This window comes from Pseudoalteromonas phenolica, from assembly GCF_005876835.1.
In the GTDB taxonomy this organism is placed as follows: domain Bacteria; phylum Pseudomonadota; class Gammaproteobacteria; order Enterobacterales; family Alteromonadaceae; genus Pseudoalteromonas; species Pseudoalteromonas phenolica_B.
Map to the genome: position 1 here is coordinate 60,460 of NZ_PPSW01000035.1, position 26,991 is coordinate 87,450.

Genomic DNA, 26,991 nt, shown 5'->3' on the forward strand with positions numbered 1-26,991 from the left:
AGAAGAAATCTCGCTTTTTGTGAAAAATTGTAAATATTAACAATAGGTTAAAGGTGAGGTTACAAGCGTGGTCTAGGCTGAATATTGAAACAACATGGAGAAACTAAAATGATAAAAACAGCCAAAGCACACATGCAAGAAAACCTCAGCGTAGATATGAACCCAATGCTAGACATAGTATTTATTCTGCTCATCTTTTTTATTGTAACCGCCAGCTTTAACAAAGAAGCTGTATTAGACATCGAACGAAACAACTCACCGACATTGTCTGTCACACCTAAAGTGACTCCACAGTTCACCATAGATGCCAACAACAAGGTGTATTTAAATAACCGCCAAGTTGAAATTGATGCAATTAATGTAAATATCGCCAAACTCGCTGCCAATGCAGACATTACCGCTATCAGTGTTAGAGCCCATGAAAATAGCCAACACAATACACTGGTCGCAGTTTTAAATGCGATTAAAGAGCAAACTTCAGCGCCAGTTGCACTGGGTGAAGTGTTATCAAACTAGTAAAAAGCTCATAATTAAAACATAGGGGGCTATACTGCCTCCTAGCTCAATGCTTTTCTAAAAAGCCACTTCTCTCTCACCCGCTTTTACCGCATCTAAAATTCGAATTACTTGATTAAGTTTCATCGCTTTGGGCACAGAGTAAGAGTCGTTCGCCTCTCGTAGTGCCTGTTTCGCAATCTTGAAAAAGTCTTTTTCTAAAAGGCTATCAAGAGACTTGTCTATTTGAAGTTCATCAGATAATTGATCGATTCGTTTAATAAAATTATATGCCAACTGCTGTTCGGGCAAGTCTGAGCCCTCCCCTAAAATTGCACTTTCTATTTCGGCCAGTTGATTTAAACAATGTGGTTTATTGAATCTTAATACCCTCGGTAACACAACGGCGTTGGCTAATCCATGGGGCGTATTGTAATGCGCACTGAGCTGATGAGAGATGGCATGCACATAACCCAAGCCTTGTTTACTAAACGCATAGCCCGCCATAAACGAGGCCAGCGCGACCATTTCGCGTGCTTCTAAATCCGTACCGTTTTTATAAGCACGAGGCAAATATTCAAGTAATAAACGAATTGCAGTTAAGGCATCACTCTGTGCATCATTAAAATGCACCCGCGCAATATATGCTTCAATGGCATGAGTCAGTGCGTCCATGCCGGTATAAGCGGTTATCGCAGGCGGTAATGAAGCGAGTAAATCAGTATCGAGTCCTGCCGCAAGTGGCACAAAATCAGGGTCTAAGAAAAACGCTTTTTGATGTGATACTGGGTCGGAGATCACCGCGGCAACGGTTACTTCAGAACCAGTACCAGAAGTAGTTGGCACCGCAAACAAAGGCAGAGGCTTGTTCCTAACGCGCATCATGCCAATGAGTTTTTTAGGCTTGTTGCCATTGGTAAGCGTCGCCGCAACCACTTTGGCAATATCAATCGCAGAGCCCCCGCCTACAACAAATATGCCATCAGCCTGAATACTCTGAGCCAGAGTCACGCTGTTTTCGACTTCGAGCATGGTCGGATTCGGCACAACTTCATCAAAGACGGTAAACCGACAATTGGCATCTTTTAAAAGCTGCGTTAATGCAGACAGTTTACCGCTTTGCGTCATAAAGCCATCGGCAATGATCAAAGGTCGCTGTACACCACTGCTCACCATTAGCTTAGCCAGTTTAAGCATCGCGCCACTGCCCGTTATCAAGGTGGGTTTGTTAGCAGGAAAAGCTCCCGCTAAAAACTTAATCCCCCATTTATTAATTGCAGCACGCATAACAAAACTCCCTTGTAAAAAATATGGAATAAAATAGGTTAATTACTCAACAATAAACTAGCTAAGCCTGAGTCTCAAGCCATGCTATACTCTCGCCAATCAATTTTTGTAACTCAAAGAGCCTGACCTTGACGCAACAGCTATTTTCTCAAACATCCCTTTCTCGCGATTTGTTAGACAACCTAGAATCATTGGGTTATCAGCATATGACTGACATTCAAGCGCAAACACTGCCGTTAATTTTAGCAGGCAAAGATGTGATTGGTCAGGGCAAAACAGGCTCAGGTAAAACAGCCGCGTTTTCTTTAGGTTTATTGCATAACCTCAATGTAAAACGTTTTCGTGTGCAGTCGCTGATCGTATGCCCAACGCGCGAATTAGCTGACCAAGTTGCGGTTGAAATTCGCAAGCTTGCTCGCGCTATTCACAATATCAAAGTACTTACTTTGTGCGGCGGTGCACCAATGGGCCCACAAATTGGTTCGCTTGAGCATGGCGCGCATATTGTTGTTGGCACGCCAGGACGTATTGAAGAGCATTTACGTAAAGGCCGTTTAGACTTAAGCGAAGTAAATACCTTTGTGCTAGATGAAGCCGACCGCATGCTAGAAATGGGTTTTGAAGACGCTATCGAATGCATTATTGAGCATTGCCCAACACAACGTCAGAACTTACTTTTTAGTGCAACATTCCCGCCTAAAATTGAGCAACTGGCTAAGCATGTAATGACTGCACCAGAAAAAGTGACGGTCGAAGCAAGCCACGATCATAGCAACATCACCCAATATTTCTATGAAGTAGACAACAACGATGTGCGCTTAGATGCCGTACAAAAGCTATTACTTGAATTTCAACCAAAGTCAGCGGTGATATTCGCTAACACCAAAGCTGAGTGCCAAGCGGTATGTGATGAATTACAACAACTTGGGTTTGATAGTGCCGCCCTTCATGGCGACCTAGAACAAAAAGACCGTGACCGAACGCTTGTTCGCTTTGCTAATAAGAGCTTAACCATTTTAGTGGCCACCGATGTTGCTGCTCGCGGTATTGACGTTGACCATGTTGAGATGGTGATCAACTACCATATTGCCCACGACCCTGAAGTACATGTGCACCGAGTTGGCCGTACCGGTCGCGCTGGCAACACGGGCATTGCATGTTCACTGATGAGCTATAAAGAGTCTCACAAAGTAAATGCTTTAGAAGATTACTTAGATATCACCATTGAACCAAGCGACCTGCCAAGTGATGCCGTGTTTAACAATCCGATTACCCGTGCACCTATGGTGACACTACAAATTGATGGTGGCAAAAAAGCCAAGCTACGCCCAGGTGATATTTTAGGTGCCTTAACGGCGAATAATGCGCTTAAGGGCAGTCAAATCGGTAAAATTAAAGTGACGGCCATGGCCTCTTTTGTTGCTGTTGAACGAAAAGTTGCAGGCAAGGCCTTAAACGTGATTGGTGAAGGTAAAATGAAAGGTCGTAACTTCAGAGTGCGTAAGATCAATCGCTAAGTTAATCTAAAAAGATGAAACAGCTACGATATGCACAAAAATCGTAGCTGTACTGTTCAACCTCCAATCTTTACTCTTCATTGAGCAAAACATATATAACTAAAAAGAATTAATTAGACCCAAAAGAAATATGATATATTATCACTCTTTTTTTGAATTAGATTATAAACAGAGTGTTATGAATCAACTTACATTAGAAAACATTATTGCCAAGCGTCATTGGCTGGGATTATTTGCCATTGCGGTCAGCATCATTGCTTGGACGGTAGAATTAATGGGCGCCGTATATATTTGCCCATATTGCCGAACACAACGCACTGTTATCGGTTTGCTTGGTATTATTATGATTTTGCCATTTGTGCATCATTTTCTGACGAAATATTTAGCGTTAGTATTGGGGTTCTTTGGTGCAGTAGTCGCTGCAAATCAGCATTTTATGGGCTGGAAGAAAATTTCAGCAGGTAAATTCTCTTTCAATGAAAATATTTTTATCGACCCTTTCTTACTTTCAGGTGGCGCGTTATTTTTCATCATTGGTTTAACTGCACTTATTTTGCATACTCAAAAGCCAAGCAGCTAACTGTTTGCATTGCACCGTCTCGATATTAGGCTTCTCATACTCTGAGAAGCCTTTTAAAGTTTAGCTTGTTAACTTAATAATTTAATAAGCGCCGGCACTATAGATCAGTTCATAGCTATGGCTATAAATTTCTAATATATTGCCAAACGGGTCTTCCATATAAATCATGCGATAAGGCTTTTCACCCGGATAATAGAAACGCGGTTTTTCCATACGCTTTTTACCACCCGCAGCCACGATTTTTTCAGCCAGTTCTTCAACGTTAGGATCTTGCACACAGAAGTGGAAAATCCCAGTCTTCCAATATTCAAAATTGTCTTCAGGGTTTTGTTGGTTTTTAAACTCAAAAAGCTCCACACCGATGCGGTCACCTGTAGACAAATGCGCGATGCGAAAACGCTCCCACCCTGCTCCAAATACGTCAGTACACATTTCGCCAATGGCACTGTCATCTTCTGTGATTTCGGTTGGTTCCATAATCAAATACCAACCTAACACCTCAGTGTAAAACTTAACGGCTTGCTCCAGATCTGGAACTGAAATACCAATATGTGAAAAGGTTCTTGGGTAAACTGAGCTCATAATGTTCTCCTGTAAAGTACAGGAAATAGTCTACGCAATCGGCTATCATTATTTGAAATTATAAATCCTTATATTTTTAAGTAGCTCTACTAATGATAAACCCAGTCTTCTTGCGTACCTTTTGCACTCTCGTCGAAACCAAGCATTTCACTAAAACCGCTGAACAGCATTTTATTACTCAGTCGGCAGTCAGCCAACACCTAAGAAAACTCGAAGACCTTTTGGATGAAGCTCTAATTCAAAAAACAGAAAAAGGCTTTGTGCTTACGCCAACCGGTGAGCAAACCTATCAAGAAGCAAGAAAAGTCGTTGCCTCCCTACAAGCCTTCAAAGAAAAAGTAACCACAGACTCAGAGCATGTTGGCGTGCTTAAGGTTATGTCACCAGGCAGCATAGGTTTACGCCTCTACCCACAACTATTAGCGCTGCAAACACAGTTTCCTGAGCTCATTATTCACTACCAGTTTGCGCCAAACAGCAGTATTATTAAGGCATTGCAGCAAGGTGACATCGATATTGGTTTAGTCACAGAACACGCAAACTCAAGCCTGCTGAACTTCGAAGAAGTAGCTCACGAGCCATTGCAGCTTGTGCTACCATCTCCGATTGATAATCTCTCTCTCGACTCTTTAAAACAACTTGGGTTTATTAACCACCCTGACGGGCATCATCATGCCAACCAACTGCTAAAAGCGAACTTTGCTGAATTCACGCATATTAAGAACATAAAAGAGCGTGGCTTTTCAAACCAAATTGGCTTGATCTTAACCCCTGTAAGCATGGGACTTGGCTTTACTGTTCTGCCTCAAAGTGCAGTGGCGAGCTTTGCAGAAACAGAAAAAATTCATATTCATGAACTCACTAAGCCAAGCATGGAACCCGTTTACCTCGTTACTCAAAACAAAAAGCACACCGCCAAACGGTTATTATTCGTGTACAACAAAATTAAAACGTTACTGAAAAATTGACGTGCTTTGTAACAAATATTGGCTTTTAATTTTAGGTTGCTTCTCTTAATCTGGGTACAGACATACTCAAACTACATCAACCTTAGAGGTAGTTTTGGTAACAGTGAAGGAGACAAAGTATGAAAGACTTGCAAAAACTCGTTGGTAGCCTCAACAAATCAGGTGCACTAAGTGGCTTTTTAGGAGGCGTCGCTGGCGGCGGTTTAACTAGCTTAGTCAGCAGTAAGAAAAGTAAAAAAACCGGAAAAAAAGCCGTTAAATATGGTGCACTTGCTGCTGTAGGCGGTCTTGCTTGGAAAGCTTATAAAGAATATTCAGAGCAAAATAAAGCTGCGCAACAGCAAGCAGATAGCCGCGCTTACGATAATGCCATGAATAAACGCAGTCACAACCAAGCACGCCAAGAGCATGCTCCGCAAGGTCGTACTTTTGACTTCACGCCAGCTTATATGCCGGAGCAAAGCTTTGAACAAGTGGTTGAGGATGAGTCGGGCTCAGGCCAATTAATTATTATGCGCGCCATGATAGCCGCGGCTTATGCTGATGGTCACATTGATGAAACTGAGCGTCAGAAAATCTTTGCACAAGTTGAAACCATGGAGCTGACCGTTAACGAAAAAGCCATGTTATTTGATGAGTTAAGAAAACCTATGACGCTCTCTGAGTTAGTGCAATCAGTGCCTGATGCACAAACAGGTATTGAGGTTTATGCCGCGAGTGTCAGTGCCATTGATTTAAACCAGCCTATCTCAAGGCAATACCTTGAAGCGCTCGCCAATCAACTTTGTCTACCAAGAGAGCTGGTGCAATCTATCCATCATCAGTTAACTGTATACTAGTTTGAATAAAAGCGAGTTCGCTCGCTTTTAACCTCTCGCACTAGGCTAGAACTTTTTCTAACACACTGCGTAACCAACGACTCTTGTCATCCTGACTTTTCACCTCAGGCCAGATCATCGCAATATCAAAATCAGCGACTGCTATCGGCGGCTCTAACATCGACAACCCAGCTTGCTCGGTGGCCAAAACAGCCATTTTTTTCGGCACAATCGCTATCAAGGCGCGTCCTTTTAGCAGTGTTTGAACGGTTAAAAAATTGCGACTTGCCACAGTGACTTGCCGTGATAAACCATGCTCTGCCAAAGTTTTATCAATTTGTGTTGCTAGTTTGCCATCTGGACTCACTAAAGCATGCTCAACCTTTGCAAATGACTGCAAACTTAATTGACCATCGGCTGAGAAAATAGATGAATCTAAAGCCAAGAAATCAACCAAGCACACATGCTGTTCAGTGTATAAATGCTGACTGCTAAAACCATCAGCCAAAAGCGGCATACTTCCGATAATGATGTCGAGCTTTTCTTGCTCACAGATTTGCTCATAGTTACTGCGATTCACATTTATCAAGCTGATCTGAGTATTGGGAGCTTGCGCTCGAATAGCATCATAGATCGCTGGCGCAAATATCAGTTCGGCGTAATCGGTTAACCCTATTCGACACACACCTTGATAATGGCTGGGAGAAAAAGGCTCACTTTGCAAAATCTGCCCTGAAACTGTGTCGAGCAACACGCTGATTTTAGGGGCTATCTGATGTGCGCGCTCAGTTGGGCACATTTGATGCCCTTTTCTTTCGAATAATACATCACCTAAAAGCTGCCTTAATCGAGCAAGGCTATGACTCATTGCCGATTGGCTCACACAGGCATGCTCTGCAGCAATACTGACGCTACGATGGCGATACAGATACGAAAATGCCACCAGCAGATTTAGATCAATATGTCGCCACTGCAATTCTTCTTTACCCATTCATTTCTCCAGCCCTGCAAATCCTGAATTATTCATAGTTAGCATAAATATTATTAATTTGAATCATGCTAAGTGAATTTTTACACTATGGGCATATTTATAACAACCTCATATTTTGCGTCTTGCGTATGCTTTCTATTTTTAAAACTTTTTTCTGGCTTGGCTGGATAAGCTTTGGCGGGCCAGCCGCTCACATCGGCTACTTTAGAAAAACCTTTGTCGAGAAGATGAAGTGGCTTGATGATAATGAATATGCACAAATCGTTGCGCTCAGTCAGTTTTTACCCGGCCCGGGCTCTAGCCAAGTCGGATTTGCACTGGGTTATAAACGCGGCGGCCTGTTAGGGGCGTGTGCGGCATTTTTAGGTTTTACTCTACCATCCATTCTGATCATGATAGGTTTAGCCTTACTTTCAAGCCAAGTCATGGATACCAGTGCTTTTCAAAATGTGGTGCATGGCTTAAAGCTGCTGGCCGTGGTGGTGGTTGCCGATGCCGCTTGGGGTATGTATAAAAACTTCTGTAAAAACACGCTATCGGTAAGCTTGTGCTTGCTCACGGCAATCGCGCTATTGGTCATGCCAAGCATTATGATGCAAATCACCGTATTAGTTTTTGCAGCTATCGTGGGCACACTGTTTTTACAATCAGAAAAAAGCCACTCAAATGTCTCAAATTCAAGCCCTTTCAAGCCGAATCTAGTCCCGCTGATTTTATTTATCGGATTATTGCTAGGGTTACCATTTGCAGCACACCTTGCGCCAGAGTTAGGCTTATTTAATGATTTTTATCAGGCAGGCAGCTTGGTATTTGGCGGAGGCCATGTGGTACTACCGCTACTGCAAAATATCGTCGGAGATCAGCTCAGCCAAGATGCATTTTTAACTGGCTACGCGGCCGCACAAGCGGTGCCTGGACCTATGTTCACCTTCGCCACTTACATTGGCTATGAACTACTACCAGGCAACCCAATTGCAGGCGCGCTCATTGCCACAGCGGCGGTGTTCCTTCCAGGCTTTTTACTATTATTAGCGGTATTAAAGAACTGGCAACAGCTGGCGCAAAAACCAAAGGTTGCGGGCGCTTTAACAGGCGTTAACGCTGCCGTCGTAGGTCTACTTGCTGCGGCGCTATATCAACCTGTATTTATTAGTGCAGTACTACAGCCACTTGATATTGCCTTAGTATTAGTGGGTTTTTACTTAATGAAACAGCTTAAACTGCCCATTATCTGGATGGTTGTTTTCTTTATGTTGGCGGGCTTTGCAACTGCCCTTGTTTGAGAAAAAGCTGAGAAATAACGAGTTTTAACTTAAAAAACGCGCTGATCACTTCAGCGCGTTTTTTCTCATTCTGGCTCTGACTTTATTCGAATGCCACGCCGCTGGCACAATCACAAATACCGCAATGAGTCCAAGCACCCAAGCATAATACTGGTGAATAAAAGATAAATTCGTCAATTGCGCGGCGAGTTCGTTATTTGCTTGCTCAGCATACGCAATTGCGCCAATGGCACCGTTTACAGCAGTTGCAAAACCACCACTCACAGCGCCTTGCCATGCCAATGAAGACAAAGAAGAAAATGCCTGATAGCCAATGGCTGAGGCACCAAATGCCAAACCACCTATGGCCACTGTGCCTGCGGCCAGTAATCCAATGCCTACTGCCCCCACACTTACAATACCGAAAGCAATAATACCCACACTAATAGGCGCGACAGCAATCCCACCCCATGCAAACAGCAATCCATACGCTTTACTACCACCCGCAATCCAACCAACGGCGGGGTTGTCGGTTTGCTCAGGCATGGCAAATTGCATATGGATCAGTGGCACACCGAATAAACGAATGGGACTAATATACTCCCTTTGCTTGGCATTGGGTTTATCTTGCTCTGCACTAAAGGCTTCAGGGTTAAAAAGCCGCTCTTGCGCCCTTAATTGCTTCATAGCATTAAATGCGTGTTTTACTAACCAGATATAAGCCGCAACAAACAAAAACACGCTCAAATGCGCAACCAAGGTAATTTCATCGACATAGTTTTGCTGTGCATAAGCAAGTGGTTTGAGTAATAACAAAACTCCAACAAACAGCACGGCAACGAACATAAATAAAAATACGCTTTTTTTCACTAAACTTTTTTCTCGCTCAGTGCGTGATTGTTCCAGACTGGCTCTCAAACCAAAATACGCACTCACAACCCCAGATGCAGAGCCTAACACAGCCATGATGCTGGCAAAGTTAAACCCTGAGCCTGCTTTAAAAGCACCTAAACCTGCAGCTGCTTTAGCTGGTGGTGCAATGTCGCTTACCGCAGACATCACCGCAGAGGTAAAGGCCAGACCCGGTTTTGAATGTTTAAGCGATACTTCAACAAGATCAGTAACCACCTCTTTCATCATCTTCCGACCTCGCGACAAGCGCTGCTTTACGGTATCGACCGATAAATCCAGTTCACTGGCGACACGCTCAACGGATTGCTGCTCTCGGTAAAATAAAATCAGCGGTGCACGGTAGGTATCGTCAAGTTGCTCAAGTACTTGCCACATCAAGGCTTGTTGCTGCGCTGAAATTGCGTTGGCTTCAAGTTCAGCGTTTTCAGCGCCAATATGCTCTGCGCTTTCTAGCTGCTCACTGTATTTTTCTGCATTTGAAGCCTGCTTACGATAATGGTGACTTATCTTAAATTTAAGAATGCCACACAACCAAGCCTTGAGTTTATTTGGGTCGTGCAAAGTATCGAGCTTTCTCCACGCCTCAACAAATGCATCTTGCGCTAAGTCTTCACTGTATTTGATATCGCCCACGGCAGAATAGGCCAATGAACAAAGTAGTGTTTGGTAGCGCGATACTATTTCGCAAAAAGCACTTTTATTGCCGCCAAGCGCGCGCATCACCAAAGCCGCATCATCAAGTGTTTTATGTTGTTTTGCTGTATTGAACATGCCTCAAGCCTGTTTTTATCTTCTTTGTTTTATAAGTGCCTGCTCTGCACAAAAGGTGACAACAAAAATTAAAAAATATTTTTGTGATTTATTTTGTCACCTTTTCAAACCGCTCGGCACTTATTGATTAAACCAAGCAAAAACGCCGCAGGCTTTTTGCAGTCGATAATCAACATAGAGCACACTAACATGACATTAAAACACTTTATAGAAGTCGTAAAACTTACCCTGCTAATTAGCTTTTCGCATTTAACTTGGGCTGGAGAGTCTCAAACACTGGTCGATAATTTTAATTCGGCCTCACAAAACAATATGGGCTTTGAAAGACTCTTTATTGACGACACCAGTGCCGGCGGTAAAACCAAAACTCAGATTAACATTAGTAATGGTCTACTTTCGGCCAAGGGCGATATCGTGCCGCCTCGAGGTCAGCCGGGTTGGGCAAGTTCGGTGCTGCCACTGAACGAATTTGGCAAACAGCTCGATGCCAGCCAATATCAGGGCATTGTGCTAAAAGTTAAAATCAACCAAGGCATGTTGTCGGTGTCAGCCAATAGCAGTGCGATTGATAACTACGATTATCATGCACTTCCAGTGATGATCAAAGCTGATGGACAATTTCATACCGTCAAATTACCTTTCAAAGACATGAAACGCGCCTGGTCGGCACAAACACCACTAGACCCTAAAACCCTCAACAGCATAAGCATTGTGGCGTTTAGCCTGCAACAAGCCAAATTCGATTATCAAATTGATGAAATTGGTTTTTATTGATACCGCGCTTCACTTTGAGAGACATAACAATGACGACCACAACCCGATTACACTATTTAGACGCAGTGCGTGCGTACGCTTTATTACTGGGCATTGTCTATCATGCCAGTCTATCGTTTTTACCTATCTTCATCGGCTGGGCGGTGATGGATATTTCAACCAGTGACTGGATGTCGGTGTTTGTGTTTATTAGTCACGCGTTTCGTCTAGAGGTTTTCTTTTTAATTGCCGGCTTTTTCTCTTGTATGACACTACAAAAAGTCGGCATAGAAGGGTTTTTATCATCACGATTTACACGAATTGTGCTGCCGTTTTTACTAGGCTGGATATTGCTTAGACCACTGCTGGTGTCAGGCTGGATAATGGGTGCTGAAAGTATGCAAGGTGACGCGAATATAATCGCGGCTTTAGTGACAAGCTTTAGCGATTTTAAAGGCTTATCGATGAGTTTATTTGTCGGCACACATTTGTGGTTCTTGTACTACCTCACTCTGGCTACTTTTCTGACATTATTACTCTACTTACTCCATACCAAGCTTTCTCAATTTACGCCTAAATTAGCTAGCATAATGCACTTTATTCTTGTGCATATGCTTACCAGAAAAGGCTTGTACTTACTTGTTATTCCACTGTCTGCTTGTTGCCTTTGGTATATGCAGCACTGGGGGGTCGATACCCCAGATAAAAGCCTAACACCACAATGGCCAGTGCTATGTTTATATAGCGGTTTCTTTTTATTTGGCTGGGTATTATTCAATCACCAGAAAACACTTGCAGATTTTATGAAGCTGAGCGCTTTTAAAGTAGGTGTTTGGTTGTGCAGCTGTATCGCTGCAGTTATGCTCTCTCGTTATCAAATGCAATATATGCACGAGTACTATCTTCAAATTAAAGCCGCCTTTGTAATCAGTTATGCTGTCATGATGTGGTCCTCTTGCATGCTGTTTATTGGTTTATTCAAAAGGTTTGCAAACAAACCAAATGCATTCACACAAAAACTTGCTGACACCTCTTATGGGCTTTACTTAGTGCATTTGCCTCTGGTTGTTTGGCTACAAGTGGCTGTGGCAGAGCTCGACTGGCCAATATTACTTAAAATAACAGTTATTAGCCTGTGTAGCATTATCATTGGCTTTGCTTTGATAAAACTATTCAGAGGGTTTTATCATCAGCTAAAAAGCGCGCCCCTGAACAAAAAGCGGCTATCCAATATAGGAATCGAACAAATTTCACCCAACAAGTAATCCATCACATTGTTTAAATCGTAACCTAATTTATAGCGAAAAGATGAGAGGTGGTTATGCAAGCAAATGAATTAAAACGCGGTGAATGGGTTGAGTACAATAATCACCCTGTAGAAGTGGTTGCCATTGATGCTCAGAAACAACAAGCAACGGTATGGGATGAGCAAGCCTCAACACATCAAACACTGAGTATTTCAGAGTTAAATGCCGACCCACAATGTCACTGTGACTCACATCAATATTACTAAGCTTGATGTATATGGTTCCCCCACCAGTCAGTGAGGCGATGGATGAGCCTTACTGACCTTCAATCTGTGTTTTGGTTGACATTTTCTTTGTAAAGCTCAAAGGTAGAGGTAATTAACTTAAGGGAGTATTTTTATGCGCCTTAGTACTGCGCTGTTGGCTTTTTCAGTCACGCTTGCCTCAACAGCATCACTTGCATCTAACTCAGTAAAGAAGAACAATTTAACAGACGCACAATCTGATCCCAACACATTGCAATTGATGGTTGGCTTTCCACCACCGGTTGATAAACGCGTTACTTTGCCTGATTCTAACTTTTTCAGTTTTCCGAAGCTACGTTGGTCAGTTTGTCATATGCGTGAACTGCTACCAACCGCCAGCATAGCGCGTAACCCTTACGCCTACACACCGCTAAAATACGCCTTATTACCGGGCATTGATGAACTGACATTTAAGCCTAGCAACAGTAGTAAGCTAATGACTTGGCAGCAAAGCCTGGCAGCGAATTACACCGATGGCATGCTCATTTTGCATAAAGGTAAAGTGCTTTATGAGCGCTATAGAGGCTGTTTAGATGAGCATACCAATCACGCAGCTATGTCTATGACTAAGTCTTTAACGGGTCTAGTTGCTGAAATTCTTATCGCTCAAGGCAAATTAAACGATAAAGCTCTCGTCAAAAACATTATTCCAGAGCTGACAAATTCCGCTTTTGGTGATGCCACAGTAAGACAAGTCATGGATATGACTACTGCCCTCAAATATAGCGAGCATTATGCTGATCCTAACGCTGATATTTGGCAATACAGTTATGCGGCAAATCCACTACCTAAACCCAAAGAATACACAGGCCCTGTCGGTTATTTTGAGTATTTACAAACCGTTCAAAAGCAAGGTCAGCATGGTACAGCTTTTGGCTATAAAACTGTCAACTCAGACGTGCTAGGTTGGATTGTCTCTAAAGTGACGAACAAAAAATTTGACGTATTAGCCAGTGAGCTCGTGTGGTCAAAAATTGGCACAGAGCACAGTGCCGACATTACAGTTGATGGCTTAGGCACGCCTTTCGCCGGTGGTGGATTGAGTGCGACTTTAAGAGATTTAGCTCGCCTTGGGCTTGCCGTTGCAAACAACGGTGAGATTAACGGCGTACAAGTTATACCTGCAAAAGCGATAGCGAGCATTCAAACGGGCGGTGATAAAAACGCTTTTTCAAAAGCTGGCTTTAGCTCAATGCCCAGCGGCAGTTATCGCAGTATGTGGTGGCATTTTCACAATAAGAATGGCGCATTCGCTGCGCGTGGCGTGCATGGGCAAACAATTTATATAGACCCAGCAGCCGAGATGATAATAGTGCGATTAGCGTCACACCCTGTTGCTGCAAATGGCGTAATTGATCCAACTTCATTACCTGCCTATCAAGCAGTGGCTGACTTTTTAATGAAGCAGTCTAAATAAAATTTAAGTTTAAAGTGTAGAGGGAGTTTGAAAGTTTTTTGGCAAAGGCAGTTATAAAATAACTTTATAATTTAAAGGAGTAAGCAGGCGCTTACTCCTCACAGTGATTAGCGGAAGAATACTTCTACTTCACCTTTTGATTTGATCAGCATTGGCTGACCGAAACGGTCTAACGCCTTAGGTGCCGCTGTTTTGATCCAGCCTTCGCTGATGCAATACTCTTCAACATCGTTACGCTCTTTACCTTTAAAACGCACACCGATATCGTGCTGTAAAATCTCTTCATTGTAGAACTTGCTACGAGGATTAATTGAAAGGTGATCTGGAATTGCTGGTAAATCTGTCTTATCAGTCATAATCTTTTCTTAAATGCAGTGTAAAAACTGGGCGTATTGTAGGTAATAGTCTGCAATGGCTCAATAAAAACTAAACTGAATAAGGAAATAAAATGCCCACAATGCTAACTAGCATAGGTTTACCTGTTGCGCTGATCTTAATTATGATTGGTGTCGGTATGAGTTTGACCCGAGATGACTTTACTCGGGTTTTCAAACAGCCTAAGAGTTTTTTAATTGGCGCAGGCTGTCAAATGTTATTGCTACCATTGGTCGCGATTGCCACTATCGCTATAACCGGCTTATCGGGCGAGTTAGCGATTGGCTTGTTTATTTTATCTCTATGCCCTGGTGGCACAACATCAAACCTATACAGCTATTTGGCAAAAGGCGATGTTGGTTTATCCGTTTCACTCACCGCGGTCATTGGTTTTATCACCCCATTTACTATCCCGTTTTTGGCCACTTGGGCAATCACATTTTATGGTGAGCAAGCTCAAAATTTTCAATTACCCATTGTAAGCACTTGGTTCAAACTTTTGGCAGTGACTGTATTCCCAGTTTTAATAGGTATGGGGGTACGCGCTAAGTGGTCTGCTTTTGCCAATCGTGCGCAAAATTACGTAAGTTGGTTTTCTGTGGCCGTACTAACTCTGGTGATTTTAAGCATTTGCATTAAATTAGGCGACCAACTCATTGAGTTTATTAGACTAGCAGGGCCTGCGGCTGTTTTACTCAATATCGTGACTATGTCGTTAGGTTATTTGATTGGCCAAAAATTGCTTCATAACGATGCCCAGTCTCGCACCATTACCCTTGAAGTGGGGCTACAAAACGGCACCCTCACACTACTGATCACCAGTACCATTTTAGAAAGCACGACGATGTCGATTGCACCGAGTATTTATAGCTTATTTATGTTTATTTCCGCAGGTTTGTTTACTTATTTTGTCACAAAAAAAGCAGGCTAATTTATTGAAAACACACAATGAGCTATTGCACATTGTGCGTATAAACACTAAGAATGTGCTTCGCTTTTCCTAGGCTCTGTAAAGTCTGGTCGAGGTAATTTTTCTAGTACATAGTACAAGCCCATCACCAAAACACACATAGCTGAACACGCTACAAATAGCCAAAATCCACCAAACAAATCTAAGATAATACCGCCGCCAAGAGGCGCAAACGCAAAGCCAAAATCGTAAAACGCCGACGCGCCAAAATAAGCCCCTCTCAAATTATCAGGCGCAATACGGTCGATATGTACGTTCATGGTCGGGAATAAAATCGCCTCTGCTAAGCTCAAGACCACCACTGCACCTATCCAGCCCCAGAAGAAACTCGGTGCATTGAATGCCATAAAGGCCTGCGAGCACATCAATAGAACCAAGCCAATTTGAATCCGATGCACCAATTCAACTTTAGCCATAATGCGCAATAACAAAAACTGGCAGGTGATGATCACCATGGCATTGGTAAATATCAGTGATGAAACTAGCTCAAGTAATTTAGGTACATTCTCGCGAGTCAGATATTGTATTAATGAGCTGTCCATTTGTCCGTAGATAAACAAACAGATGACATTGGCTAATATCAAACACTGAAGTAAGCGATCTTTGGCTAAAATAGTCAAAGTTTGCTTCATGCCAATACTTTCTTTTACTGGCTCATTATTCTCTAATTCTGCCGAGCTCGTAATTTGGCTCTCTGTATTGTGCTGTGACCTTTTATGATGAGAAAAGCCCCACACAAGCAGCCCTAGTAAAAATGCAAAGGCCACAGTCGTGATGTAAAAACTAGACTGCTGCCCAGTTAAGCCCAACCAAACACCCGCAATTGGCCCAACCGCACAACCCACATTAACGATGAAATACATACTCTGCATTGCCAATTCGCGAGTTTTGCTGTCGTCAATAATGTCACCAATCAGCGCAGATGCCAGCGGTCGCCAAAGCGCTGTGGCAATCGAGCACAAGGTGATCACGATGGCAAACATAGTGACGGTATCGGCCTCAGCCAATAGAGAAAAAGACACGATATAAAGCACACCCGTGGCATACATCACCGTTTGTCGACCCAGCTTGTCAGAAAGCGTACTACCAATAAAACTGACAAATACCGCCACTACGGCAGCCGTCGAAAGGATCAGCCCAACCTCCGTTGCGCTTAAAGCAAATTTATCGTACAGAATAACCGCCAAAAACGGCCAAACCATAAAGAAGCTCCCCCGAGTAATAAAGGAGCCAAAAAGTAATATCCACATCAGCAAAGGGAAATCCTTCACCCGTGAGAACGAGAGTTCACTGCTCATAACTGATTGTTCACAAATAAAGTTAGCTTGACGCTGAATTAAAAATAGAAGTGGGTGTTGGGGTGCCCTGAATTTTCATCATGACGCTTATTTATTCAGCTGTCACGATGAAAATTGGCTTTGAATTGTCTTGTTACAAATTAATCTAAAGCTCAAAAAATGACGTTCGCGGGTTAATCTCATCGAACAAGCTTTAAATCAAGGCTTTTTGATTTTCTTCGGGTGCTTACGATTCGGATAACAAGTGGTGCAAATTGGGCACACTAAACCATGGCAACTTCTTGCTTGGCAATGCTCGCGGGCATAGTAGATGATCTGTAAATGCAAGTCATTCCAAGTCTCTTTAGGAAATAAACGCTTTAAGTCTTTTTCGGTTTGCTCAACACTGCGACCATTAGTCAGACCCCAACGCTGAGCTAAACGATGAATATGAGTGTCTACCGGAAACGATGGTACATCAAAAGCCTGCGCCATCACGACCCCAGCGGTTTTATGGCCCACGCCCGGCAGAGTTTCTAAAATAGCCATATCTTCTGGTACCACACCGCCATGTTGCTCAACTAATATCTCAGACAAGCGTTTAATCGCTTTCGACTTTTGCGGAGACAAACCACAAGGACGAATGATAGCTTGAATGTCTTCGACATTTTGTAGCGCCATATCGAACGGGTTATCAGCTAATTCCCATAATGCAGGCGTCACTTGGTTTACGCGCTCATCAGTACATTGTGCCGACAACAATACCGCTACCAGCAAGGTATAAGGGTTTTTATGATCTAAAGGAATTGGCGGGTTTGGGTAGCGCTTTTGCAGCTCAGCCAAAATATAATCAACACGTTCTTGTTTTAATAAATTTTTTACTTCCACCATTTGCTCTTTTTGTTGGCACAACGTGAGGGCATTATAAAAGCTCTGGCAGGTTCATCAAGCAAGAGCGCAGCTTAGGTTGCTTACAATTGCTTCTCTTTTATCTATTAAATACTTATGGCAGACTTACAGGTCAGATCTCTTAGAAAAAATAGGCAACGTCGTGCAATTTACCGGTACTGAAAACTACATCGCATCTGACTCTCTTAAGCTTGCAGTGAATGCGGCAATCACACTAGAAAAACCGTTATTAATCAAAGGTGAGCCGGGTACAGGTAAAACCATGCTTGCCGAAGAATTGGCTAAAGCACTTGATACTGAGCTTATTCAGTGGCACATCAAATCAACCACCAAGGCACAGCAAGGTCTTTATGAATACGATGCTGTGTCACGTTTACGTGATAGCCAACTTGGCGATGATCGCGTTCACAACATCAGCAACTACATTGTGAAAGGCAAACTTTGGCAGGCGTTTACCGCCGAAAAGCGCCCTATTTTACTTATCGATGAAATTGACAAAGCAGACATTGAATTCCCCAATGACCTGCTCTTAGAGCTTGATAAAATGGAATTCTATGTGTATGAAACACAAGAAGTTGTTAAAGCCAAACAACGCCCAATTGTGATCATCACGTCAAATAACGAAAAAGAATTGCCAGATGCCTTCCTTCGCCGCTGTTTCTTCCACTATATCAACTTCCCAACACCAGAAGAAATGGCTAGCATCATTGATGTACACCACCCAAATATTAAACAAGAGTTAGTGCAAACGGCACTCAGCGTGTTCTTCAACTTGCGCGAAGTAAATGGCTTACGTAAAAAGCCATCGACCAGTGAATTAATCGATTGGCTTAAATTATTACTAGCCGAAGACATTGATGCCAAAACTCTGCACGATAAAACGCACAAAGGCGGGTTAATGCCATTATTTGGCGCACTGCTTAAAAACGAGCAAGATGTCAGCCTGTTAGAAAAGTTAGCATTTTTAGCCAAGCGCGGTTAACCCCATGCTTATAGATTTTTTCTTCACCCTAAAAAAGTATCGTGTAAAGGCCAGCTTGCGCGAACTACTCGATTTAATTAACGCTTTAAAACAACAAGTGGTATTTGCCGACATCGACGGCTTTTATGAGCTTGCCAAATTGTGCTTAGTGAAAGACGAAACCCAATTCGATAAATTCGACCGCGCCTTTGCCGAGTATTTTGAAGGCGTTGAAAGCATCGATATTTTTAGTCAGTTACAACAGCATAATCTGCCCAGCGATTGGCTAAGAAAAGAGTTTGAAAAACAGCTCAGTGAAGAAGAAAAAGCGCAGCTTAAATCACTCGGTGGTTTAGACAAACTCATGGAAACACTTGCCGAGCGTTTAAAAGAGCAACAAAAGCGTCATGCTGGCGGCAACAAATGGGTTGGCACGGGCGGCACTTCACCATTTGGTGCTTACGGCTATAATCCAGAAGGTATTCGCATAGGTCAAGATGGCAACCGCAATCGTCGTGCTGTGAAAGTTTGGGACAAACGTCAGTTTAAAAACCTCGACCAAGATGCCGATATCAGCTCGCGCACCATGAAGCTGGCGCTCAAAAAGTTGCGCAAATTTGCCCGCAGTGGCGAGAGTGACGAACTCGATTTAAACCACACCATCGAAGCCACTGCAAAACAAGGCGGTATGCTCGACGTAAGAATGCAGCCGCAGCGCCATAATGCCGTAAAAGTGCTGATGTTTTTTGATATCGGCGGCTCGATGGATGATTACATTCACACCTGTGAAGAGTTATTCAGTGCCGCACACAGTGAATTTAAGCACTTAGAGTTTTTCTACTTTCATAACTGTCTTTATGAACACGTTTGGCAAGACAATGAACGCCGCTTTCAAAATGTGCTCGACACCATGACAGTGATCAACCGCTTCGGCTCTGATTACAAAGTGATTTTTGTCGGTGATGCCACTATGGGCCCTTATGAAATTAACTACCCCGGCGGCAGCGTTGAGCATTGGAATGAAGAGCCCGGCAGCGCGTGGTTAAAACGCATCTCCAACCATTTTGATAATGTAGTTTGGCTAAACCCACAGCCAGCAGATTATTGGCGCTACTATCATTCAATCGACATCATTTATGAGTTGATGGATAAACATATGTATCCGCTGACTTTAGATGGTATTGGACAGGCAATTAAAGCACTAGGATAGCCTAGTGCTTTTTGCTACAACTAAGCGCTTACTTCTTCCGCTAATTTCGTTACATCAGAGATTTCAGTGTAGTCGGCTAAAGTCACTGGTACTTGATTTTCCTCTACCCACTCATTAGTTCTTGGGTCTAAGTATTTGAAGTTAGCAACACCCGTTTTAAAATCGTCATTTAATAGAATATGTGCATCAACATTTTCCACTGAAATTGGTGGTAAAATTCGTGCACGAATGGCATCAACACCTTGTAAATTCACCATCACAAAACAGCTATTATTTGTGCACTGATAGTGATACTCACCCACTAACTCAGTTTTAACATCAAGAGGTGGGTTAGTTGCTTGAGTCACAGCTCCACGGCCTACCACTTTCTTGTCTTGAGTCGAGAAAAGCAATGAAACATCAAGCGAAACACCACCTGCTAATTGGTGACTGATACGATAATTAGCAACAAATACACCTGCGTTATTAAATTCTGAAGTACTCATTATTACATTCCTTATATAGCTAAAATTAGATTTAAGAATAAATACAATTCTCATTACACCTTAGTTAGGCAAAATTAAATCTAGCAGTGAATTATCAGAGCGCCATTACATTAGATTACAGGCTGAGTTTCCCAATTAAACTTGACTTACGCTTTATCAGCTTTTCAAGTAATTGCTTGTGAAATCAGCGTTAAAACCGCTTTTTAACCAAACAACCTTTCGCAACCTTTACCAATATAAAGGTTACCCCAAAACTTAACTATAAATTTCAACACCTTAAAGTAAAATTAAAACAACCAACAAATTTCACCCATTGTGTAGAAAAATCTCTTTGCTAACTTAAAAAACAACTTAACGCGGCTTAATTATCGCGAACTATTCACAAACAAAATTTAAAAAACATCAAAGGGATGGATCATGCAAAAAACATTAAAAATCGCCTCACTGGTTATGGCATTATCAGCTAATATGACACTCGCTTCACAACAACTTTCACAAGCGATTCCCTCTTCTTTGAGTGTGTCTAAATTTGTAAAAAGCCCTTCAGACACCAGGGAGTACGATACTTTTAAACTAGAAAACGGTATTGAAGTTGTAGTTGTTTCAGATCCAACCCTCTCTGAAGTCGCAGTTAGTTTGACGGTCGGAGTGGGTCAATTTCATGACCCTAAAGCACACCAAGGGCTTGCGCACTTCTTAGAGCATATGATTTTCCAAGGTTCTAAGGCATATCCTGAACCAAACCAATTGATGGACCACATAAAAAGATATAATGGGGTCTACAATGCAACGACTGAAATGCAGCAAACAAACTACTTTTTTAGTATCAATGAGCAAGGTGCTGATAAAGCGATTAATATGCTTGTCGATGCCATCGCATACCCGCTTTTTAAAGAAACTAATTTAGCTAAAGAAGTGAATGCTGTTGACCAAGAATGGCACCGTAATAAACAGCAAGATATGTATGGCATTAACCGCGTCGTTGCTAATACAGTAAACCCAGAACACCCAATTTCAGGCTTTGGTAGTGGCAATAAAGCAACATTAAACAATGGCGATAAGAAAACGTTAGCTGCTATGAAACAAATGCATAAAGCGTTTTATTCTTCAAATTTAATGAAACTAGCTGTGGTAGGTAATAGTTCAACCGCTGAACTAAAAAATAAAGTACAAGCAATTTTTAATAAGATCCCCAATAAGAACAAACTAGCACAACGTATCACTCTTCCGGTATTTACACCTGAGACATTACAAAAAGAGATTTTTGTAAAAACTAACCAAGAAATTGACAGCTTGCTCCTACAGTTCCCTATTAGCAATAACTTCGCTAGCTGGGAATCAAAACCGTATAAATTTATTAATCACTTACTCTCTTCACAAGAAGAAGGCAGCTTTCTAGAAACTTTACAGCAACAAGAACTCATTAATAATGGAGGTCCGTATGTTTTACCCAATATTTATGGTCAGTCTGGTACTGCACTTATTGAACTTTCTCTAACTGAAAAAGGTGCAGAAAACAAACAACGTATCATCGCAACATTCTTTGAGTATATAGAGTTAATCAAGAAAAACCCGCAACAAGTCCAGCATGAACAAGAGTTCGCAGACATGCTCAAAGCTCAATTCGAAAACTATTTAAATATGCCAGCATTGCGCCTTGCAGTACATTTAAGCCGAAATATGACGCATGTACCTGCAAAAGATATTATGCATTTTAACACTCGATTCACTGGGCTAGAGCAAGAGCAGCTAACTCAAACTTTAAACCAATTTAGTCCTGAAAAAATGCGAATCTTCCATTTTGGAAATAAAGAAGACGCTAACATTAAGTTGCGCTATGCAGATGCAAGTTACCGAGTTGAAAAGTTTACACCAACCAAACTACAGCAGTTAACTCGCAATGCTTATCAAGTAAACTTACCCGCGATAGAACAAAAAGAAGAGCAAATTGCAAGTTTAGAGAACAGTGATTTAACTTCTCCAACTAAAGTTATCAGCATGCCTGGAGCAGAAGGCTGGCTAGTTAACAGCACGGAATTTGCTGATACTAAACAGGGTATGTTGGCATTCACGCTTGAGTCTCCTTTATTTAATCAAAATGTAAAAAGTCACATCATGACCAATTTGTTGCTGATTGCATTCCAAAAGGATACCAACTCGCTTTCCTCAAGAGCACAGAGAAAAGATCAAATTAACACCATGGGTCTTCAAGATGAGTATGGCAACTTATTCTTTAGCTTATTTGGCAAGACTAAGAAGCAAAACGCTTATGCTACAAAGATTATTGATAAATGGGTCGCGTTAGAAGTGTCTCAATCTCGTTTAAAAAGTGCCATTAAGCAATATGAAAAAGCATTAAAAAACTTAGATAAACAACCTTTACCACAACAAGCAGCTACCCATTTAAATATTGCAACAAAAGCGAGTAATACAAAGTGGGATGTGGATACTCAACTTAATGCTTTACAGAGCATAACTCTCAAAGAGATCAATGCGTTTCATAAACAAACTATGTCTAACCTATATTTAGATGTTTTTGCGATGGGATACTTTGATGCCAAGAGAATTAGCAAAACCGTGAAGCTGCTGCGTGAAAAGTTAGGTGATACAACACAAACTGTGAAGCCAGAAAGAAGTAATGATTTTACAGTGAGTTCAGGCACCATTACTAATTTTAAGAAAACTTCAGAGCTAGATAATGTGTTCTTCCAAGAGACATTTATTTACCCAGAAAATTCTGACGAAGTCAATGCGAACTTAACGGTTTTAAACAAAGTATTTTCTCAGCTTTTATTCAACTCTTTACGTACTGAAAAACAAATGGGCTACTTGGTCACCAGTCAACTTGCTAAAATACAAAAACATCCTGTGTTTTATATCGCGCTTGAGAGTAATAGTCATGATTTGGTCACAATCAAAAAAGAAGTAGATAACTTCGTTCTTGATTTCTATAAAACATTACAACAAACACCAAGTGAAGAGTTTGAGCAAATTAAATCGAGCATTTTAGATGAGTTACAGCAAAAACCTGAAAATTTATTTGCTGAGCTTGCGGTACATTTAAACAGCTGGCATACAGATACTCGCAGTTTTGATAGCCGCTCAAGAAGTATCAAAGCACTAAAACAAGTAAGCAAAGCTAGCTTGGTTAAACACTTCAAAGAAATTTTACTAGAAGGTAAAGCAGAAAATATCTTAATCCAAATACAGAAAAAAGATAATCAAGCGGACTATTATAGCTATAACCAATCTGCTGTTAGTAAGTAACCAAACTTATTCGAAACAACTCCCAATCAACTTGAGTAAGTTAAGGTCCTTAAACTAGTTTAAGGGCCTTGTTTATTTTTATCACTGAAAACATAGGATTACGTACGTAATTTGGGTAACATTGTAAAAAATTAGCTATTTTGTAATTAAGATGTTTATTAACAAGGTTGTTCATTTTCTTAATTGGGAATTTAATCCTTCCACTAATACGTTAAATTGGCTTGGTAAAGATGCATCACCAAATGGTTCAATGTCTATTGAATTAGAGGCCAAACAAGCGTTGCTTTTGAGTTATCTCATTTCAATTCAAGGTCAAATTGCTTTAAGAGAAGCGCTACAAAAACACATTTGGTTTGATCGTTACGTGGACGATAAAACCATCAATGCCACTATCTCAAAACTTCGCAGAGCTTTAGGTGGTGATACCAAAAGCATTATTAAAACTCACCCCAAGCAAGGTTACTCTTTCACGCCCAATGTGTTAAGTGATAAGTCGGCAAGTACAAAGCATCATTCGTTTAAGTTTAAAGCTATGCTTTCATTATTACTGCTTTTTACACTGTTCTCAGTAGCCAGCTTTACTGTTTATTTTACCAAACCACACGCATCGGAAACTAAGGTTGAAAGTCAGCCTGTGACTTCACCGCAAGCAATAAAACCGCTTACTTTTATAACTGGCTGGAACAGCGCACCACAACTTTCTAAGTCAAATTTATTAGGATTTATTCATCGAGACCCTGAGCTGCAGACTCAACACCTCATAGTTCAAAAAAGTCAAAACAATCAGCATAGAGAAGTTTTTAAGATTGAGCATGTAAGGGCGTTTTCATGGGCTAGAAACAGCGATACACTTTACTTTATTAAAGAAACAGATAAACAATGCCATATCATTAAACGTGAACTGGTTTCTGTTACACCCACCTATCACGATGAAGTAATTAAAGACTGTCGAACTGGCATGAATTTGCAGTCTATAAGTGTTGACTCAAAACAAGAGTGGCTTTACTTCCCATCTCGTAATTCTGACACTCAAGTGCATAGTATAAAGCGTTATCATATGCAGCAAAAAATTACTGAGCAACTCACTTTCCCGATAAAAGTGCATCAAATGGATAGCTACGCACAAATAAACCCAGCAAACACTCATTTTGCTTTTATACGCTTTTTCCAAGCTCGTCATGCCCAGTTAATGGTATATGATTTAAAAGATGGCAGTGTCGAAAAGCTAGTAACATTAGAGACTACTCACCCTCTTAGAGTATCTTGGGCAGATAATCGAACCTTGGTATTTAATAAAAATGCGACAACCATTGCCACCATAGATATTAAGCAAAGAAAAACGATTGAGATTTATAAAACTGACAAACAAATCTCGATGCCAATCCTTAATGGTAAAACGTTGCTGGTATCAGTAGGGCAAGAAACCAACTCAAATACTGTCGAAGTTAATTTAGCTAATGACAGTTTACTGCCTAATTATTTAGCCCGCTCGCCCTTTACCAATTATGCGGGTACAACCTATCGCAGTCATGAACACCTTAAAACCGCGGTGATTTCTTTACGTACCGGCAAGCAAGAGGTTTGGTTGATTGAGAATGGCATATTCACACAATTAACCCACCTTAAAGATAGCAAGCTAACTTATTTACTTTTTTCTAGTAACGGCTCAAAACTGTTGTTTAAACAAGATACACAGCTCGGGTTAATTGATTTAACCTCTAAAGCCATTACATACTTAACATTGCCCTACAGCGAATTTAAGCCTCCCGTCTTTGCATGTCACTCTGAACAGACACTTCTTTTACCCGTAAGAGAAAACAATCAATGGCACTTATACAAATACAACATGTATTCTCAACATAGTGAAAGACTGCTCAATAATATCAATGACTTTCATCAAAACTGTGACTTAGGCACTTACTATGTCACGCAACCTGATAAGCTAGGTATTTATCCGTTAGACTCAAACTGGCAAATCACCACTGAGCATATTTTCTTTGCTGATAGACAGTTTAACCACTTCCGACACTGGGATGCCGATGGCGAATATATTTATGCGCTCGAAGGTCAAAACCAGCTTTTACAACAGCACATAGAAAGCAAAGAGATCACCCGTCGTGAAATCCAAGAACTACAAACTTGGGGGATTAATGTCGAATATGGACATTTAATATTGAATAAATCCCATTCAATGAACACCTTTGTTGGCGAAACTGAAATTAGCAAAAGCCTGCTCTAAAGCAGCTTTGCTGGTAATAAGTCTTCTAAAAAGAACGCCGAGAGTTCTGAGCGGCCACTGAGGCCAGCTTTTGCATAGATAGACATAGACTGGGCACGGGCGGTTTTTTCGCTCGTGCCTCTAAGCTCAGCAAGTTCTTTTAAACTCATGCCTTTTAACAATAAAAACGCCACTTCTCGCTCTGCGGGGGTGAGCTGCCAAAGGGTTAATTGCTCATCAATTAAAATCGATAAACCATCTAAATAGGTTTTAGACTTCTCGCGCCACAATTCGGCCTCTGCTCGGTAATCTTTCGCCAGCGCCCGCTCTGACTGTAAGTCTTGTTTAAGCTGATCGATATCTTTAAAAATATACGCAATACCAATGAGCGCCATAACCCCCGCAGCCCCTTCAATAACAAGATGCCACAGTGCCACACCTTCTTTTAAATCGGTCGAGAGATCTACCGCGATTAATACCGTAATGATTAACAAGGTAGACAGTAAAATCAGACGGTCTTTACGGGTCATAAGCTTCTCTATTCATGCTCATCATAATGTTCATCATGCGCTTTGTGCTCGTCAGTTTCAAACTCTGATAACTGCCAAGTTACCCCAAAAATTGAAGTTGTACTCGTGTGTGGATCAAATTGTGCTATCAAAGTCGTGGTAAATAGCAAAGTAGCCACTAAGCACAGCACGCCCAAAATGGTAAATGTGGCCACAGGTTTATTGTCATCTGATACCGACTTTTCACCGCTTACCATACTTTTACCAATGGGATCTCGATATTTAATGGTGTGCAGCGCAATGCCACATAAATGCAATACCACCACCAGCATAAACGCATTGGCGCATAACTCGTGCACCTCTTCAATCACCTCATTAAATGGTCCATTGGTCATCAAAAAGCCTGTTACGCCTAAACATGCTGCTAATATCATCATAGTAATTGCCGCCCAGCTCGAAGCGGGATTATGCCCCACAGAGTGCGTATTGCAGCCGCTCAGCGCTCCTTTCAAGTAATGCATTAACGCGGATGGGTTTAAATCAAAATCAGAAAACTTGGCGTGTTTGGTTCCTACAAAACCCCAAATAACACGCCAGACGAGCGCCATGCAGATGGTTGCTCCAGCAATCATGTGGTAAGAAAAAGCGGCTTGCTCATCGTCTATGGTATTGGCAAGGGTAAAAGCAGTTAAAAAGCCAAAGGCAAAAAGCCAGTGAAAGACTCTTGTGGGTAAATCATAAACGCGGATCATCGTGGTAGCTCCAACAGTAAAAATCGATATTGAAGATAAACATCAAAATCTAAAATTACATGGAGCAAATGCCTTAGACTGACCTATTGGACAAATGACCTATAAAAATTAACGAGTATTTTTATATAGTTAGCGAGTTGCGAGTTGCGAGTT

25 protein-coding genes are annotated in these 26,991 nt (G+C 41.6%); 15 read left to right on the forward strand and 10 right to left on the reverse strand.

The window, feature by feature from the left end; genetic code table 11:
* The first annotated feature begins 108 nt into the window (after nt 1-108).
* Complete coding sequence (locus C1E24_RS19030) at nt 109-516, forward strand: ExbD/TolR family protein (protein WP_138484209.1); 408 nt, start codon at nt 109-111, stop codon at nt 514-516.
* A 57-nt stretch (nt 517-573) separates the two neighbouring features.
* On the opposite strand, the gene C1E24_RS19035 is transcribed toward C1E24_RS19030, so the two are convergent.
* Nucleotides 574-1,782 carry an iron-containing alcohol dehydrogenase gene (locus C1E24_RS19035; protein WP_138484211.1) on the reverse strand — a complete coding sequence of 403 codons (1,209 nt, stop codon included), beginning with the start codon at nt 1,780-1,782 and terminating at the stop codon, nt 574-576.
* Between the two features lie 128 nt (nt 1,783-1,910).
* Between C1E24_RS19035 and dbpA the strand changes: the two genes are divergently transcribed.
* Together dbpA and C1E24_RS19045 are read left to right on the forward strand one after the other, a co-directional pair.
* Nucleotides 1,911-3,299 carry an ATP-dependent RNA helicase DbpA gene (gene dbpA / locus C1E24_RS19040; protein ID WP_138484213.1) on the forward strand — a complete coding sequence of 463 codons (1,389 nt, stop codon included), beginning with the start codon at nt 1,911-1,913 and terminating at the stop codon, nt 3,297-3,299.
* 178 nt (nt 3,300-3,477) lie between these two features.
* Nucleotides 3,478-3,879, forward strand: a complete 402-nt coding sequence (locus C1E24_RS19045) for a disulfide bond formation protein B (RefSeq protein ID WP_138484215.1) — start codon at nt 3,478-3,480, stop codon at nt 3,877-3,879.
* Between the two features lie 81 nt (nt 3,880-3,960).
* Here C1E24_RS19045 and C1E24_RS19050 read toward each other — a convergent pair whose 3' ends face one another.
* Nucleotides 3,961-4,461: a lactoylglutathione lyase family protein gene (locus tag C1E24_RS19050; RefSeq protein ID WP_138484217.1), complete on the reverse strand. Its 501-nt coding sequence runs from the start codon at nt 4,459-4,461 to the stop codon at nt 3,961-3,963.
* A gap of 92 nt (nt 4,462-4,553) precedes the next feature.
* Between C1E24_RS19050 and C1E24_RS19055 the strand changes: the two genes are divergently transcribed.
* Nucleotides 4,554-5,429, forward strand: a complete 876-nt coding sequence (locus C1E24_RS19055; RefSeq protein ID WP_138484218.1) for a LysR family transcriptional regulator — start codon at nt 4,554-4,556, stop codon at nt 5,427-5,429.
* A gap of 119 nt (nt 5,430-5,548) precedes the next feature.
* Complete coding sequence (locus tag C1E24_RS19060) at nt 5,549-6,268, forward strand: tellurite resistance TerB family protein (protein ID WP_138484220.1); 720 nt, start codon at nt 5,549-5,551, stop codon at nt 6,266-6,268.
* A gap of 40 nt (nt 6,269-6,308) precedes the next feature.
* On the opposite strand, the gene C1E24_RS19065 is transcribed toward C1E24_RS19060, so the two are convergent.
* Complete coding sequence (locus C1E24_RS19065) at nt 6,309-7,238, reverse strand: LysR family transcriptional regulator (RefSeq protein WP_138484222.1); 930 nt, start codon at nt 7,236-7,238, stop codon at nt 6,309-6,311.
* Nucleotides 7,239-7,366: 128 nt separating this feature from the next.
* On the opposite strand from C1E24_RS19065, the gene chrA reads away from it, so the two are divergent.
* The gene (gene chrA / locus C1E24_RS19070; RefSeq protein ID WP_138484224.1) at nt 7,367-8,521 is read left to right on the forward strand and encodes a chromate efflux transporter; all 1,155 of its coding nucleotides are present in this window, start codon (nt 7,367-7,369) and stop codon (nt 8,519-8,521) included.
* Between the two features lie 45 nt (nt 8,522-8,566).
* Here chrA and C1E24_RS19075 read toward each other — a convergent pair whose 3' ends face one another.
* Nucleotides 8,567-10,183: an RNA polymerase sigma factor gene (locus tag C1E24_RS19075; protein ID WP_138484225.1), complete on the reverse strand. Its 1,617-nt coding sequence runs from the start codon at nt 10,181-10,183 to the stop codon at nt 8,567-8,569.
* 189 nt (nt 10,184-10,372) lie between these two features.
* On the opposite strand from C1E24_RS19075, the gene C1E24_RS19080 reads away from it, so the two are divergent.
* The 4 genes from C1E24_RS19080 (at nt 10,373) to C1E24_RS19095 (ending at nt 13,905) form a co-directional block, all read left to right on the forward strand.
* Complete coding sequence (locus C1E24_RS19080; RefSeq protein ID WP_138484227.1) at nt 10,373-10,957, forward strand: CIA30 family protein; 585 nt, start codon at nt 10,373-10,375, stop codon at nt 10,955-10,957.
* Between the two features lie 29 nt (nt 10,958-10,986).
* A complete protein-coding gene (locus tag C1E24_RS19085) occupies nt 10,987-12,201 on the forward strand; it encodes an acyltransferase family protein (protein ID WP_138484228.1) in 1,215 nt (404 codons plus the stop codon).
* A gap of 56 nt (nt 12,202-12,257) precedes the next feature.
* A complete protein-coding gene (locus C1E24_RS19090) occupies nt 12,258-12,449 on the forward strand; it encodes a hypothetical protein (RefSeq protein ID WP_138484230.1) in 192 nt (63 codons plus the stop codon).
* Nucleotides 12,450-12,582: 133 nt separating this feature from the next.
* The gene (locus C1E24_RS19095) at nt 12,583-13,905 is read left to right on the forward strand and encodes a serine hydrolase domain-containing protein (RefSeq protein ID WP_138484232.1); all 1,323 of its coding nucleotides are present in this window, start codon (nt 12,583-12,585) and stop codon (nt 13,903-13,905) included.
* Nucleotides 13,906-14,012: 107 nt separating this feature from the next.
* Here C1E24_RS19095 and C1E24_RS19100 read toward each other — a convergent pair whose 3' ends face one another.
* Nucleotides 14,013-14,261, reverse strand: a complete 249-nt coding sequence (locus C1E24_RS19100) for a DUF3297 family protein (RefSeq protein ID WP_058028947.1) — start codon at nt 14,259-14,261, stop codon at nt 14,013-14,015.
* A gap of 92 nt (nt 14,262-14,353) precedes the next feature.
* Here C1E24_RS19100 and C1E24_RS19105 point away from each other — a divergent pair, with 92 nt between their 5' ends.
* Entirely contained in the window at nt 14,354-15,211 is an 858-nt protein-coding gene (locus C1E24_RS19105) for a bile acid:sodium symporter family protein (RefSeq protein WP_138484233.1), read from the forward strand.
* 47 nt (nt 15,212-15,258) lie between these two features.
* On the opposite strand, the gene C1E24_RS19110 is transcribed toward C1E24_RS19105, so the two are convergent.
* Both C1E24_RS19110 and nth read right to left on the reverse strand, forming a co-directional pair.
* On the reverse strand, nt 15,259-16,548 hold the full coding sequence (locus tag C1E24_RS19110; RefSeq protein WP_138484235.1) for an MDR family MFS transporter: 1,290 nt from the start codon (nt 16,546-16,548) through the stop codon (nt 15,259-15,261).
* Between the two features lie 198 nt (nt 16,549-16,746).
* A complete protein-coding gene (gene nth, locus C1E24_RS19115; protein WP_138484237.1) occupies nt 16,747-17,418 on the reverse strand; it encodes an endonuclease III in 672 nt (223 codons plus the stop codon).
* Between the two features lie 160 nt (nt 17,419-17,578).
* On the opposite strand from nth, the gene C1E24_RS19120 reads away from it, so the two are divergent.
* Entirely contained in the window at nt 17,579-18,418 is an 840-nt protein-coding gene (locus C1E24_RS19120; RefSeq protein WP_138484239.1) for an AAA family ATPase, read from the forward strand.
* A 4-nt stretch (nt 18,419-18,422) separates the two neighbouring features.
* On the forward strand, nt 18,423-19,607 hold the full coding sequence (locus C1E24_RS19125) for a vWA domain-containing protein (protein ID WP_138484241.1): 1,185 nt from the start codon (nt 18,423-18,425) through the stop codon (nt 19,605-19,607).
* Between the two features lie 20 nt (nt 19,608-19,627).
* Here C1E24_RS19125 and C1E24_RS19130 read toward each other — a convergent pair whose 3' ends face one another.
* On the reverse strand, nt 19,628-20,092 hold the full coding sequence (locus C1E24_RS19130) for a DUF1842 domain-containing protein (protein ID WP_171040936.1): 465 nt from the start codon (nt 20,090-20,092) through the stop codon (nt 19,628-19,630).
* 417 nt (nt 20,093-20,509) lie between these two features.
* On the opposite strand from C1E24_RS19130, the gene C1E24_RS19135 reads away from it, so the two are divergent.
* On the forward strand, nt 20,510-23,359 hold the full coding sequence (locus C1E24_RS19135; protein WP_138484245.1) for an insulinase family protein: 2,850 nt from the start codon (nt 20,510-20,512) through the stop codon (nt 23,357-23,359).
* A gap of 151 nt (nt 23,360-23,510) precedes the next feature.
* Nucleotides 23,511-25,598 carry a winged helix-turn-helix domain-containing protein gene (locus tag C1E24_RS19140; protein ID WP_138484247.1) on the forward strand — a complete coding sequence of 696 codons (2,088 nt, stop codon included), beginning with the start codon at nt 23,511-23,513 and terminating at the stop codon, nt 25,596-25,598.
* Here the strand turns inward: C1E24_RS19140 and C1E24_RS19145 are convergent.
* Together C1E24_RS19145 and C1E24_RS19150 are read right to left on the reverse strand one after the other, a co-directional pair.
* Entirely contained in the window at nt 25,595-26,107 is a 513-nt protein-coding gene (locus C1E24_RS19145) for a helix-turn-helix transcriptional regulator (protein WP_138484249.1), read from the reverse strand. The genes C1E24_RS19140 and C1E24_RS19145 overlap by 4 nt on opposite strands.
* 8 nt (nt 26,108-26,115) lie before the next feature.
* Complete coding sequence (locus C1E24_RS19150; protein WP_138484251.1) at nt 26,116-26,838, reverse strand: cytochrome b/b6 domain-containing protein; 723 nt, start codon at nt 26,836-26,838, stop codon at nt 26,116-26,118.
* Between the last annotated feature and the right edge of the window lie 153 nt (nt 26,839-26,991).

Bases quoted from the DNA above. Each gene is read 5' to 3' on its own strand.
- C1E24_RS19030 (WP_138484209.1), top strand. From the start codon at position 109: ATGATAAAAACAGCCAAAGCACACATGCAAGAAAACCTCAGCGTAGAT.
- C1E24_RS19035 (WP_138484211.1), bottom strand. From the start codon at position 1,782: ATGCGTGCTGCAATTAATAAATGGGGGATTAAGTTTTTAGCGGGAGCT.
- C1E24_RS19045 (WP_138484215.1), top strand. From the start codon at position 3,478: ATGAATCAACTTACATTAGAAAACATTATTGCCAAGCGTCATTGGCTG.
- C1E24_RS19050 (WP_138484217.1), bottom strand. From the start codon at position 4,461: ATGAGCTCAGTTTACCCAAGAACCTTTTCACATATTGGTATTTCAGTT.
- C1E24_RS19055 (WP_138484218.1), top strand. From the start codon at position 4,554: ATGATAAACCCAGTCTTCTTGCGTACCTTTTGCACTCTCGTCGAAACC.
- C1E24_RS19060 (WP_138484220.1), top strand. From the start codon at position 5,549: ATGAAAGACTTGCAAAAACTCGTTGGTAGCCTCAACAAATCAGGTGCA.
- C1E24_RS19065 (WP_138484222.1), bottom strand. From the start codon at position 7,238: ATGGGTAAAGAAGAATTGCAGTGGCGACATATTGATCTAAATCTGCTG.
- chrA (WP_138484224.1), top strand. From the start codon at position 7,367: ATGCTTTCTATTTTTAAAACTTTTTTCTGGCTTGGCTGGATAAGCTTT.
- C1E24_RS19075 (WP_138484225.1), bottom strand. From the start codon at position 10,183: ATGTTCAATACAGCAAAACAACATAAAACACTTGATGATGCGGCTTTG.
- C1E24_RS19080 (WP_138484227.1), top strand. From the start codon at position 10,373: ATGACATTAAAACACTTTATAGAAGTCGTAAAACTTACCCTGCTAATT.
- C1E24_RS19085 (WP_138484228.1), top strand. From the start codon at position 10,987: ATGACGACCACAACCCGATTACACTATTTAGACGCAGTGCGTGCGTAC.
- C1E24_RS19090 (WP_138484230.1), top strand. From the start codon at position 12,258: ATGCAAGCAAATGAATTAAAACGCGGTGAATGGGTTGAGTACAATAAT.
- C1E24_RS19095 (WP_138484232.1), top strand. From the start codon at position 12,583: ATGCGCCTTAGTACTGCGCTGTTGGCTTTTTCAGTCACGCTTGCCTCA.
- C1E24_RS19100 (WP_058028947.1), bottom strand. From the start codon at position 14,261: ATGACTGATAAGACAGATTTACCAGCAATTCCAGATCACCTTTCAATT.
- C1E24_RS19105 (WP_138484233.1), top strand. From the start codon at position 14,354: ATGCCCACAATGCTAACTAGCATAGGTTTACCTGTTGCGCTGATCTTA.
- C1E24_RS19110 (WP_138484235.1), bottom strand. From the start codon at position 16,548: ATGAGCAGTGAACTCTCGTTCTCACGGGTGAAGGATTTCCCTTTGCTG.
- nth (WP_138484237.1), bottom strand. From the start codon at position 17,418: ATGGTGGAAGTAAAAAATTTATTAAAACAAGAACGTGTTGATTATATT.
- C1E24_RS19125 (WP_138484241.1), top strand. From the start codon at position 18,423: ATGCTTATAGATTTTTTCTTCACCCTAAAAAAGTATCGTGTAAAGGCC.
- C1E24_RS19130 (WP_171040936.1), bottom strand. From the start codon at position 20,092: ATGAGTACTTCAGAATTTAATAACGCAGGTGTATTTGTTGCTAATTAT.
- C1E24_RS19135 (WP_138484245.1), top strand. From the start codon at position 20,510: ATGCAAAAAACATTAAAAATCGCCTCACTGGTTATGGCATTATCAGCT.
- C1E24_RS19140 (WP_138484247.1), top strand. From the start codon at position 23,511: ATGTTTATTAACAAGGTTGTTCATTTTCTTAATTGGGAATTTAATCCT.
- C1E24_RS19145 (WP_138484249.1), bottom strand. From the start codon at position 26,107: ATGACCCGTAAAGACCGTCTGATTTTACTGTCTACCTTGTTAATCATT.
- C1E24_RS19150 (WP_138484251.1), bottom strand. From the start codon at position 26,838: ATGATCCGCGTTTATGATTTACCCACAAGAGTCTTTCACTGGCTTTTT.